The organism is Halosolutus amylolyticus (assembly GCF_023566055.1).
Taxonomy (GTDB): domain Archaea; phylum Halobacteriota; class Halobacteria; order Halobacteriales; family Natrialbaceae; genus Halosolutus; species Halosolutus amylolyticus.
Window position 1 is genome coordinate 619,388 of record NZ_JALIQP010000002.1, and the last position, 12,385, is coordinate 631,772.

The 12,385-nt window shown below is 54.0% G+C and carries 12 protein-coding genes; 8 read left to right on the forward strand and 4 right to left on the reverse strand.

From position 1 onward, the window contains the following. Positions 1–23 precede the first annotated feature (23 nt). Positions 24–230, reverse strand: a complete 207-nt coding sequence (locus MUN73_RS09520) for a hypothetical protein (RefSeq protein WP_250140225.1) — start codon at positions 228–230, stop codon at positions 24–26. A 477-nt stretch (positions 231–707) separates the two neighbouring features. Between MUN73_RS09520 and MUN73_RS09525 the strand changes: the two genes are divergently transcribed. The 8 genes from MUN73_RS09525 (at position 708) to MUN73_RS09560 (ending at position 9,482) form a co-directional block, all read left to right on the forward strand. Continuing rightward, positions 708–983, forward strand: coding sequence for a PadR family transcriptional regulator (locus MUN73_RS09525; protein ID WP_250140226.1), 276 nt, complete (start codon positions 708–710; stop codon positions 981–983). 92 nt (positions 984–1,075) lie between these two features. Continuing rightward, complete coding sequence (locus MUN73_RS09530; RefSeq protein WP_250140227.1) at positions 1,076–1,387, forward strand: hypothetical protein; 312 nt, start codon at positions 1,076–1,078, stop codon at positions 1,385–1,387. Between the two features lie 659 nt (positions 1,388–2,046). Beyond that, entirely contained in the window at positions 2,047–2,979 is a 933-nt protein-coding gene (locus tag MUN73_RS09535; protein ID WP_250140228.1) for a hypothetical protein, read from the forward strand. An 8-nt stretch (positions 2,980–2,987) separates the two neighbouring features. Beyond that, positions 2,988–3,437, forward strand: a complete 450-nt coding sequence (locus MUN73_RS09540) for a DUF6884 domain-containing protein (RefSeq protein ID WP_250140229.1) — start codon at positions 2,988–2,990, stop codon at positions 3,435–3,437. Between the two features lie 198 nt (positions 3,438–3,635). After that, positions 3,636–4,118 carry a DUF6884 domain-containing protein gene (locus MUN73_RS09545; protein WP_250140230.1) on the forward strand — a complete coding sequence of 161 codons (483 nt, stop codon included), beginning with the start codon at positions 3,636–3,638 and terminating at the stop codon, positions 4,116–4,118. After that, complete coding sequence (locus MUN73_RS09550) at positions 4,096–5,340, forward strand: tRNA-guanine transglycosylase (protein ID WP_250140231.1); 1,245 nt, start codon at positions 4,096–4,098, stop codon at positions 5,338–5,340. The genes MUN73_RS09545 and MUN73_RS09550 overlap by 23 nt, the downstream gene beginning before the upstream one ends. Before the next feature lie 2 nt (positions 5,341–5,342). Beyond that, positions 5,343–6,908 (forward strand): ATP-binding protein, encoded by a 1,566-nt coding sequence (locus tag MUN73_RS09555; protein ID WP_250140232.1) that lies wholly within the window; start codon positions 5,343–5,345, stop codon positions 6,906–6,908. 84 nt (positions 6,909–6,992) lie between these two features. Then, entirely contained in the window at positions 6,993–9,482 is a 2,490-nt protein-coding gene (locus tag MUN73_RS09560) for a DUF262 domain-containing protein (protein WP_250140233.1), read from the forward strand. A 96-nt stretch (positions 9,483–9,578) separates the two neighbouring features. Here the strand turns inward: MUN73_RS09560 and MUN73_RS09565 are convergent, their stop codons facing one another. The 3 genes from MUN73_RS09565 to MUN73_RS09575 form a co-directional block, all read right to left on the reverse strand. Beyond that, positions 9,579–10,088 (reverse strand): GIY-YIG nuclease family protein, encoded by a 510-nt coding sequence (locus tag MUN73_RS09565; RefSeq protein WP_250140234.1) that lies wholly within the window; start codon positions 10,086–10,088, stop codon positions 9,579–9,581. Between the two features lie 97 nt (positions 10,089–10,185). Next, positions 10,186–10,509 (reverse strand): hypothetical protein, encoded by a 324-nt coding sequence (locus tag MUN73_RS09570; protein WP_250140235.1) that lies wholly within the window; start codon positions 10,507–10,509, stop codon positions 10,186–10,188. Positions 10,510–10,787: 278 nt separating this feature from the next. Next, the gene (locus MUN73_RS09575; protein ID WP_250140236.1) at positions 10,788–12,038 is read right to left on the reverse strand and encodes a tyrosine-type recombinase/integrase; all 1,251 of its coding nucleotides are present in this window, start codon (positions 12,036–12,038) and stop codon (positions 10,788–10,790) included. Between the last annotated feature and the right edge of the window lie 347 nt (positions 12,039–12,385).

A 12,385-nucleotide genomic window follows, 5' to 3' on the forward strand; every position in this document is an offset into this window, starting at 1 on the left:
ACGACCTGTGTCCACGCCAGCGGTTATCGGCGCTGTTTCTGGACGCCCTGCAGAGCGTCCGACCGGGACGTGAATCCGATCCCGATCGCATCGCAGTTCAAACACTCCCAGCGGTACTCGCCCCTGAATCCACGGATCGAAACGGCACCGTCACAGTGCGGACAGCGCTTGCGCCGACGCGACTCTCGTACCCGCTCGAGAATATCGGCGATCGTCCGATTCTCGTTCATTACATGACCCGCTGTCGATCGGTCCCATATAGGCTTTCCCGTTCGAGACCGGCCTCGACGTCGACTGACCGGGCCGACATCGTATTCTATCGATCGAATCGTGTGGGCACCCTGCGCTTCGCTCTCGGGATGACGCTCCCGATACGATAGTAGCCACTGAAACAAGTGACACACTGATCGCAAAGCCGTCCTGCGATCGGGTGTGCAGTGACTTTCAGCGGCTACTATAACCGCCGTGGACCGAGCGTGAGTTACGGGCCCGCACTCGAAGCGCGCGACTTGCCGTCGAGTGTGATGGACGAGACGTCCGATATCGGGCATGTGTGACACCACAACTACAGAAATTCAGGAGTCTGGCCAGTCAGGACCGATACCATCGAACTCGACAATCACCGGACGAAGATTTTCACGCGGTATACACGTACAACTCAGTTCGGAAAAGAAATCAAATACAGCTTTGGTGAAGACTCCTGTGAGATGAACGACCTCACTGGTTTCCAGCGAGACTTGCTGTACGTGATTGCAGGTGCTGACCGGCCGTCCGGCCAAGACGTCAAGGAGGAAGTCGAGCAATACTACAGCGCCGAAATCAACCACGGCCGACTGTATCCGAATCTCGATACCCTCGTCAACAACGAACTCGTCGAAAAAGGGCAAATCGACCGGCGGACGAACTACTACGCCATCACCGACGCCGGAGAAGAAGAGATCCACGAGCGGCGGGAGTGGGAGAACCACTACGTGGAGATGTAAGCCGAGTCGCATTCGTCCGTATCGAACGTTCACCGACTCCGATGTTTTCGTGGAAAAGAAAGCTTATACCGGCGGAATAGCGTTAGCAAAGTATGCCCGCAGATACTACCGAAACGCTGCCAAATCTCGTGACGATCGTTGGCCGAGGCGTGCCATCGAACTACGAAATTACCGTCGACGGCGACATCGAACTCGTCGGTGCCGACCCGATCGAGGAGGCAACCGTCGTCACGGACCACTCCGCAGAGGGGGCGGTCGATACCGGCGTGATGCGGTTCCGGTTCTCCGGCCAGATGGCGAACGTTCACGTCGTCGACTGGAACGGCGTCCCCGCACCGGACTCACCCAGTACACCAGAAGTCCACATCGACTACGGCGTACCGCCCCGGAGCGACAACAACTAGATTTTACTCTTTCGATCGGGTCCGCAGTTGACGTGCTACCTGGGCGCTCTGATACGGGGTGCTGTACTATCGCTCGTGATTTCGGTGGTGTGTCCCGATTTCAGTAGCGGGTCACTGACGTCCGCCCCAGTCAGGTTTGGGTGACGTGTAAATCGATGGCCTCGGCACTCATGGTTTTCTACTGTGGTACTACAATTACCACAGTCTTCTATAGGATCTGAGACGACTAGAATACTTCGGTAATGGGTGATACTCTAGTTCAATTCATTTTCGAAAGTGCTTTCTAGAAATACTGTCAGTACTTTAGTTATAATCTCTTAGACATATAGTTCACTCAACTTATTGCCAGATGATATGATATTATCAATGCTAACTGGACCAAGTCCTATATCAAAGGATCGGCGAATGTGACGTACCGGGGACTGAACATTAATATCGAGCTCTGCGATATCCACGAAAATGAGCATGAGTGTATCTGTGAGTTCCTTGAACGTAGACTCTATATCGTCCTCTGACACCAAGATCGGCACCTTCTGGATTTAGACGCTCATACACGGATACAGTGGTAAGATCTGAGTGATATCTCTCTCACGCTTATATGGACACGATTCGCTTCATAACCCAAACGGCTTAACTAACTGGTATAGTAAGTCCTTGCTATGGGAAAACGGCCTGAGATTGGCGCATTTGCGGAGGAAGTCGAGGACTTCCACGCGGATCCTGATGACTTGGAACATTTTGATCCTCATCTGGTCTTAGGATACTTTCAACGCCTGGAGATGATTTTGGATGAATGTCCTGTGGAGATCTATGCGGCCTCGTCTCTTAAGCATCCCTGGCCATATCGATTGCAAAAGGCCGGGGAGTGTGCTCCGGCATCGTTCTGGCGGAGTCAGCACCGTATCTTGGATTCTAATATCACCGATCCACGGGTCACCAATGAGGACATCCTTGAGGAGGCGATACAGAAGGACGCGACAGCTGTCGTTGCCAAAGACTACCTACCATTTCATCTCTATGATCGCAAGTTTGACCTGGAAGAGCTGACGGGGGCAACAAACCATAGAGAGGCAACGACCCAAAGCATCCAGGAATTTATCGACCTCCACGACCCGGATCGGCATCCCCCGGCATATATCCCGCTGCAGCCCCCGTATGTCGATCACATACAAGATATCAGGGAAATCGTCGTCGACAGTCATCTCGAGGAGAAGTACATGCTTGGCGGGCTCAAAAACGCGAACCCGAAACGACGGATCAGTGAAGCTCAGGCCCTCCGGGACAAAATCGGTGGTGAGCCGGACCTCCATGGACTGGGCTGGGGGCTCTCGGACGCCCTTGTTGAATCCCTCCGCCACAATCCGGACCTGATTGAGTCCGTTGATAACAGCGGGCCATCACAGGCTATTCTTAACGACGGCCTGCTTGACAAGCACTGGCAAAAACAGCCATTTGGATTGGTCGAAGGACAGATGCGGAACTCGGTCGCAGGTGCATTCGAGTTCGGAATCCTCCTCCAGGCAACGCACCGGCTCACCAAGTACAATACTGAGTTTACCACGAACCAGAAGAGTATCAGCGACTATCAATAACCCGGGTCATGACGAAAACCTTGGCGCTTGTAGGCTGTGGCAGCGAAAAACGTGATAAGCGGACGGAAGCGAAGTCACTCTATACCTCCACCTACTTCGCTAAAAAACGGCAGTGGGCCGAAGGATGCGATACCTGGCTTATCCTTTCTGCTGAACACGGGGTTGTCCATCCGGCCACTGTTTTGGAACCGTACGATACTGCGATGGCCGACCTCAGCGACGAGCAGACTAGTGAATGGGCGACAAATGTCATGGCCGATTTGGGTCCACAGCTCAGTTGCTTTGACGAAGTTGTCGTCCTCGCTGGCCGTGACTACTTTGCCCCAATCAGTGACGAACTTCGCCAAGCAGCACCCACGGTGCAGTGGCCGTTCCAGGGAAAGAGGCTGTTCGAACAGATGGAATGGCTCGACCAAACCTCTCCCCCAGATCAGTCCACACTTGAATCGTTCGAATGACGTCCGATAAAATCTAACACCCATCACCAAAACAAAATTATAAGAGTATATAATTAACTAGCCGGTTCCGGTTACCACTCTATATCTATACACTTCAGAAACCCCTGGTATGATGCCTGTACTTGTTGAATTCTTCTGTTGCACGGCGCGGTAGAGAACGTGGTAAGCTATAAGGTCTCGGGGTCGAAAGAAGCAACCATGTCAATACTGCTGGTACAGTCATGCTCAAAGTCCAAAAATAGGCCGGGAGAACCGGTTAATGCCCTTGAATTGTACTCGGGATACTTCTTCAAAATTATCAAGAAAGCGATACGTGATGATGAACTGCAGGATGAAATCGATATTTGCGTTCTCTCGGCCGAACACGGATTAATCGATACAACTGACGAAATCAGCTACTACGACCGACGCATGAACCCGGATCGAGCAGCTGAAATCCGGGATGACATTACAACGGAACTGCGAGGAAAAGTTGCTGAGAACGATTATGACCATGTCATCTTCAATCTCGGATCAGCATACAGGAGTGCGATCGGCGATCTGTCTGACCTTCCGGCATCGGTCCAGTTTATCGAAGGCGATGGCATCGGATACAAAGGACACACACTCAAACAGATCATCCGGGGCAACTATTCGTCGCTTGAGATGGAGGTGAGGAATGCCACAGCTCAAGCAAACTGAGCAGACTGCCTCGTTCCAGGTTACCGCGACAGCCGGCGATGCCCGTGCCGGGACCCTCACCATCAACGGCCAGTCACTCGACACTCCAACGTTTTTCCCCGTTCTAAGTTTCTACGGCGGTGGAACGAAATCCAGCGTCTTCGGCGGCGGCGTTCATAGGACAATAAAGGAGTTCATGCTCGGAAAGGAGGAGATCGGTGGCGGAACGTACGACAAATACTTCCGCGGAACGATGACCTCCGTTGCCTCCCTCACCGACTATGGCATCAACCAAGAACGGTTTAACGATTACACCTCAGACCGAATCAAAGACCGAGAAACGTTTTCCGACTATAACGGCCTCATCTTCGTTGATTCTGGCGGATACAAATTCTTACATAACAATGGGCTTGACGGGAGTGATTTCGAGATAGAGATCGATCAGCGGGAAGCGTTCCGCATCCAGAAGCAGCTCGGCGGCGATATCATCGTCAACCTTGATCGGCCGATCGCACCCAACGACACGTTCGACGAACGGCAACAGAAGGCCGAACGCACCGCCGAAAATGCGGTCGAGTTCGCACGTCTTACCCAGACCTATCCCGGTGCCCGGTACCTGACCGTCCACGGATATAACTATTCGATGCTCGACCGGTTCTTCGACCACATTCAATCCCAGTTCGGGAATATCGATATCTCCACCCTGTTTGACGGGATCGCCCTCGGAAGCCTTGTCCCGAAGAAAGATGACAAGGCAGCGTTGATCACCGCGGTCATGGACTGCGTCGAAATCATGGAGGAACGCGGGCTTGCCGATCTGCCACTCCACGTACTGGGGATTGGCAGTGGATCTATCCCGCTCCTCGTCGCCGCCGGCGCGGACACGTTCGACTCAACGACCTACATCCAGAACGCGATCAACCAAAAGTACGCCGTGAGTTTGACCAAGCACATTCCGCTGGACGCAGTTGATTTCAACCAGTGTGACTGTGCTGTCTGCTCCGACCCAAAGCTGGTCAACTGGATGCAGGGCAACACTGAATACCAGAAAGATGTTCTTGGCCCGGTTGCTATGCACAATCTTATCATCCACAGACAGGAGGTGCGAGAACTCCGGCAGCGGATCAAACAGCACGGCACAGACCCAGTTATCGACTACCTTGACGAGACCGTGGGCCGGAACGACTCAATCCGCAAACAGACGCATCGCGTTGTCAACGAAGCGCTCGGAGGATATTTCTAACAATGAAACAACACCCGGAAGTCAACGAAGTACAGGAGTTTCTTGAGATTGCCAGCGATTTCGAGGACCCCCTCGAGATCATCCGCGAATCACTATCGAATGCGTACGATGCCGGTGCGACAGAGGTCGTGATAACGATCCGCGACAGTGCCGCAGGCTCCGACATAATCATCGAAGACGACGGGCACGGCATGTCCCGGGACGACCTCAAGTCCTTCTTCGACCTCGGTAACTCCCGAAAGACCGACTCGATCGGCCACAAAGGCCACGGAACAAAAATCTTCTACAAGAGCGACCGTATCGTCGTTGACACCGCACACAACGGTTCAAACTTCCACGCGGTCATGGACCGGCCCTGGGAGAAGCTCAATGAGAAGACATTACCGGAATACGAGGTCTCAAAGACAGATACACGGCCAGGAAATACCGGTACTAGGATCCAGATCAGTGGTTTCCGGTCTGGTGAAGGATTCGACCCGCAATCCCTGACGTACGACAAGATCCACCACTACCTGAAGTGGAAGACCATCGCCGGATCGACAGCACACTTTTTCGATGATAGCCAGCGGGAGATGGAGGTCGTGGTGGACCTGGATGACGAAATCGATGACACCCGTGACCAGCTCACCACAACCAATCAGCTCACATTCCCCCGTGAACAGCTTCAGCCATCAACCGGCGAATTCCCCGCGACCCGTATGTGTAAACACTACCCTCCACGCAAAATCGAATTTGAACATGACGAGGGATCATCGACCGTCGAAATCGTTGGCATGATCGGAGGGAAAGACGCCCGCAACGAACTTCCCACGTACGGGCGGCACTCCGTCCAGTTCGGTGTCTGGCTGGCGAAAGACCATATCAAGGTCGAACAGGTCAACGAAGTCCTCACCCACGACAACGAGTTCATCCACTTCTTCTTTATCGCCAACTGCCAGGACCTGGAACTCGCCGCGAACCGGGGGAAGGTCCGGAACAAAGCAAGCTCGCTGTACAAAACGTTGAAACAGGAACTGAAGCACTATATGACGAAGATTGCGGAGGACCCCTGGTTCAAGGAAGACTACCTGGAAACCCGCAAGCGCGCACAGCTTCGGCGACGCGCACAGTCCCAGACAACGTCACTCGAAGAACGGCTGGAGTCCATTGATACCAACGACCAGTTCAAACCGACCAACCGATCGGAGGTCCTGCTCGCACTTGAACGCTCAAACAATGAGGTGGACAACAGTATCACCGTGAAAGAATACAAAGCAGACCATGAGGTCCCGGCTATCCTGCTAGACGATGATACGCTACGAACCAGTCACGTATACGTCGAACTCACCGAGCACTTCGAAGACGACTACCCGCTCGGTTCAGCCGACACGATTCTCTGCTGGAGCTACGGCGACATCGATATCCTACGAGAATATGAACGGAACGGATATCACGGCGGTGACGTGGAAATCGATCTTCAAGACAACCAGATCATCTACCACCATGAGGACCGCCACACCGTGGACATCATCACGGTCTCTGACCGGTTGGCCGCGCTAGAGCACCAGCCACTCACCTCACTGGATTAACACGGTAACCGCTACCTCTTAAACCGGAGTACCGGACTGTCTGCTACCACAATATTAACATGAAGCTGATACGGGTGTAGAGACATGGAAAGCTCAGACGAAACACCACTTTGCGGTACTCGGGTCTTCCTGTATCCTGGTGACCCAGACGGGACAGGGATCATCGACTACGATCCCACCGATTACCGGGAGATCTATCAGGATCTAGACTTCGTGGACAGTACCCAGTTCATCCGCTCTCTCGAGCAAGATATCAAGCTGAAGAACCGGTCTCTCCTCCGCGTAACCGACGGGGAGCGGTTCGAAGTCCCGGAGTACCAGCGAAACTTCTCGTGGGAAGAAGAACAGCACGAGGAACTCTGGGATACGTTGCTGTCAATTCTGACGCTGAAACCGAAATCGGGCGAACTCCCCGTGGACACCTACTTCGGCACTGTGTATATTGCCCGGTCCGCCCAGGGCGAAGTCTATGAGATCATTGACGGCCAACAACGCCTCTCCACGGTCTCCATCCTGCTGAAGAACATCAAGGACCACCTCGAAGACAAGCGGACGAAGGTTGACGGTCAACTTCAGGCGTACGCCGAGCATATCTGCGAGGAATACCTTGATGAATTGCTGTATCGGCGGAAAGGTCCGACCGAAACACCGTTCCTGGAACTCAACGACCACGACGACAGCATCTACGAACTGCTGTTCCAGGACCCGGAGAAAAAGGTTCAGACCCTGAAGGCGATGGACCAGTACGACGGCCGGAAGCAGAACGCCATCCGTCTCCGGGACCTCTTCGACGAGGTCGGTATCCCGGAAGAGGTCTACGAAGAGGACGAGGAACTGGCTGACACCGATCTGCTGGAGTCGTTCCGGTACTTTGGTGATTCCCACCGGCGGCTCGTACGAACCGACGAATACTACGACGCGAAGGTTGCCGCGTTCGCTGACCGGGAGGAGTTCGATACGCCCGAGAAGGAGGTCAAGGCCCTGCTCAACCTCGCCCATTTCACGCTGCGGTCTCTCCGCGTCTCCGAGTGCATCTTCCAGACTGATAACCAGGAACTCCGGATCGAGGTCTTCCAGTCGCTGAACGACCGTGGTGTTGAGCTCTCCAGTATGGACAAGGTCCGGGCCCGGATCGTCGGCCGGTTCCAGGGCGAGTCCGACAGTGACAAACAGATCGCCCGCTGGGAGAACGTGGTCCAGATGTTCGGCGGTGATGCAGACGCCGTTGAAGACTTCCTTGCCCATTACCTAGCTGCGACCGAGAAATCGTTCGAGACCGTGACGGATGCCCGCAGTAACATGCTGGAAGCGTTCCGGTTGAAGCAGATCGGCCGCCGTGATATCAAGTCACGGCTGGCAAGCCCCGGGCAGGCCCGCGACTTCCTCGAGGAACTGGAAAACTACGCTGGCCGGTACCGGGAGATCGTGACCGCGGACCTGACCGATGACGACACCGAACTGAAAAAGGAGTACCGGGAAGAGTGCGAAGCTATCCTCCAACGGCTCAACAAGCTGGGAACAACACAGTGGCGGCCGTTCGTCATGTACGTCTACCAGGCCGTGACCGAGGCCCCCGGGAAGGATGCGTTCCTGCGCGACATCCTGAAAACGGTCGAGAACATCACGTTCCGCGTCGCGATCTCCGATCTCGTGGCGACCGTTGTGGATGATACGTATCCGAAAACCTGCCAAGCGTTCCGGGAGCTCGAACAGTCCGGGAACCAGTTCGATACTGAGCAGATCAGTGCAACACTGGTCGATAACATCGACAGTTCGGCACGGCAGCTCTTCGGCGAGTCGTTTATCGATATTCTCGTCACCAGTGAAAACTGGCGGAACAACCAGACGAAGCAATTGTTCCTGAAGATCGCGGACGAGGATTTCCGGCGACGTAACCAGACCGGGATCACGAAGTCCGAATTAAGTGAGGATCCAAGCGAGGTCCACATCGAGCACATCCTCCCCATCTCGTACTTCCTCCCCGGCAAAGAGAACCCGTATGCATGGCTGGAGTGCTTCTTCGATAATGGGAAGCGCAACATGATCGAAACACAGATCGATTATCTGCGTACACGGGATGCCCATCTCCTCTCCTCTAACGATCCCGGCTACGATGAGATTGAGCAGATCATCGAGGGAATCGAGGAACGGTTCGTCCGCGACCTAGGGAACATGATGCTCCTCGACGAAGAGGTCAATAAACCGATCAAGAACCGGCTGTTCTCGGTGAAGCTCCGAGAATACCACCTCCGGCACAGTAAGGACATGGACAACCTCGTGAACCAGTACTTCTCGACCGCCGATAACGTCTCGACCGACAAACTCGAGGAGCTTCTCGGGTTGGAGCTGCCAGAGGATGAAACTCAGTTCGGAGACGTCTATCCCACGGTCCAGTACTTCAACGAGTGGTGGACCTACGAACAGCTGATCGACCGGAAAGCACAGCTCATCACGGCCATTCTGGAATCGTTGAAGTTCCGCACGGAACCTGACGAGTTCGAACCGTACATGGACAATATCGAAGACTACGTCGGGGAAGACATCGAAAAACGGCTGGCAGTGCTGACCGCCTGACACTCATTGCCCACCCCCATCAGAGCTGCGAACCTCTGTTTACTACTCACGGTGTTGGCAGTGGAGCACCGGCCACAGAACGGGTCGTGTTCTGGGCTATTCGGTCCAGTCGGAAAGAGTAGAAGAAGCCTCTTCGGGATCCACTTCGAGGAACTCGGACACGTTCTCGTGGAAAATACGCTGATGGACATACAACGTTTTCTTGGTGGCCTCGCTGTGGCCGGCCAGTTTGATCGTGTCGACCATCCGCAGCAGGTGCTCCAGTTTCTGCTTTGACCGGTTGTATGGATCGGCCCGGAACGCCCGCTCTTCATCAGATACCAGTTCAAGCGTGCCGTCCGGCCGGTCAAGATCGAGGGCGACCGACCCCTGTGGTGCGGCGATCTCGGCGTCAAAGTTGAGGTACGGCGTGTGCGTGGAGAGGACCTTTCGTTCGGCGCGATCCGTGTCGGTTGTTTCCCACCAGTCCACGTAGGCGATATCCCAGATGTCTAACCGCCCATAACTCACGACACTAGAATCCTGGCGGATAAAGTGTTGTCGAAGCCGATTTCGAAGATTACAGGTCTGCCCGGCATAAGCCGGCTTCCCGTCAAGATCGAACATGCAGTAGACTCCAGCAGTCCCGGCTGGCACCGATTTGAGATTTTCTGATATCATCCGTCAGCGGTGATTTCCAGTTTCCAACTAGTTAAAGCCCCTACTATTTCACGTAGTGGTCACTCCACTGCTCCAACAGATCATACGCAGGATGCTTGTACAGTACCTCATCACAGGATTTGCATGCGGTGTACAGACTCCCCTTCTGGTCCCAATAATCGGTGCGTTGGACCACTCCGTCCTCGTGGTGGCCGTAGTGCCCGCCCTCATACCGCAGGTGATCGAACTCAGTGCCCTGGCACTTGGGACACGGCTCAGACAAGGCATTCCAGTCCGCCCGGATGACCGACTCGAGTTCGAGCAGTTCATCTGCTGAGAGCCGTAGCTCGTATGTTTCCACAATTCTGTTCTCATCATTGATTCCCATTCCGGTCACCTGATTGTTCTACTCGGACAGTACCCCTGATTCATCGAGACTTATTTGTTCAGCACCCTACCTGTGTTATCTGGTAGTGCAGATTTTGATATACTTCCGTCACTTCTGATCGGTTTCCGTAGAGTCTACGGCGTTCACGTCAACTGGCTCGACCGTTCGTCCATCCACAGCACTGTTATTTGTACACTAGTTGGCAGTGCAGCAGAGTTATAAATAACGAGAGGCCGTGTTACAGTTGTTACCTCTAATTCAGCGTCAGGGAACTTAGTTTACTCTTCTTCGTTTGACTGTGTGAACGCGTCCAATTGGTCGAGTATTCCTTTCTCCTCGAGTTCTGCGAGCCGTTCGAGGATCTGGTGTTTCTCCTTCTGTGTCGACTGTTTCTCGAGGGACAATGGTCGTCCGCATGTCCGGCATTCGGTTTCTTTTGGCTGGTTCTCAGTACCACAGAAACTGCAGTTTACAGGTTGGTTCTCGTCTTCTTCGCCACTGAGCCCGTATTCATCTCTGATGGCTTGGTTGACGTCGTCGTTGTTGAGGTGTACGTAGACCTTCGCACGATTACTCCCGGGTTTCCAGCCAGCGAACTTGTTCAGTTGCTCGTATCCCATGAACGTCGCGACCTCTGTCAGACGGGTGTGGCGCAAGTTGTACGGTCGACGTTTGTTCTCTGGGACCTCGGCCTTTTCACATGCATGTTTGAATCGGCGGAGAAAGGCATCATATGGCAGTCGATCGCTGCGGTCGGGTTCGTAGCCGCAGTCTTCAGGGTGACTCTGTGGTGTGTTTCCGCAGTGGTGGCATTGTTGCTGTTCAGTCTTCACCCAGAGCGGAGCCGATAGATCTTTGATGTCTCCGAGTTCGCCGCCAAATGGGTGTTGGGCGAGCCACTCTCTGACTGTTCGTCCGGCGCGAACGAGCTGGTTGGTTCGATCTGGTGTGCCTTTGAGACCTTCGAGGAAGATGAAGTCGCCGTGTTCGGTGCTAGTGAAGTCACAGATGTTCGTCGCAAGGAGTTCGCCTGGTCGTGCTGCGGACTCGTATAGGATTTTGGTGAATGCACGGTCACGCGTGTTGGTGAACGCCTGGTAGAGTCGTTTGAGTTCGTCGGCCGTGAAGAGGTCCTCTCGTGTGACCTGTGTCTGTTTGCCGCCAGCCAGACTAAAGAACTGGACTTTCTCTGGATGTTCGCGTCCGCCGTTCTCGACTTTGTAGAATTTCTTGAGCGCGCTCTTGAGCGTGTACTTCGTGGCGTCTGCGTAGTCACTCCGATTGAGGCCAGCGACTAATTGCTTGAGGTCGTCTTCATTCGCGGTACGGAGTATGAACTCGTCGGGCGCGAAGTTCTTAAGCAGTGTCTTGAAGGCGGAGACGAGCCGGGTCTGTCGGACTTCACTGATGCCTTCGGCGGCGCAGTGATCGACGAACGATTGTATCGCGTCGATGTTCTCTGCTTGGAGTTCGCTTTCTGTTAGGTTTTGAAGGGTTCGATCGATATCGACGTAATCGGTTGTGCTCATGGTGTAGGTTCACGTGGTAATAGAGATGAGGTGTCGGTGAGGCCACGCTTCTATTGACCGTCTTTTACCGGAGTTCGGTTGGTAGGCAGTGAACTGTGTGTCCGACGCCCTCTCGGGGCTCTGAACTAACGGTTCGGAGCGTGGTCTCGGTCCACTATTTCTCCTCGTTTCGATTGGGTTTCATCTTTATCCTCTCGAGCAATAGTTTTAAGCACTACTGCAGATCCCTGTATATTTCATCTGTTGTTCTGCGGTGCTGTCGACACCGTCTGGTGACTCGCGCAGCCATCGTACGATCGGATACCCATTTTATGTGCTCTATCACGCATCGGAACTGGCAGGTGCAT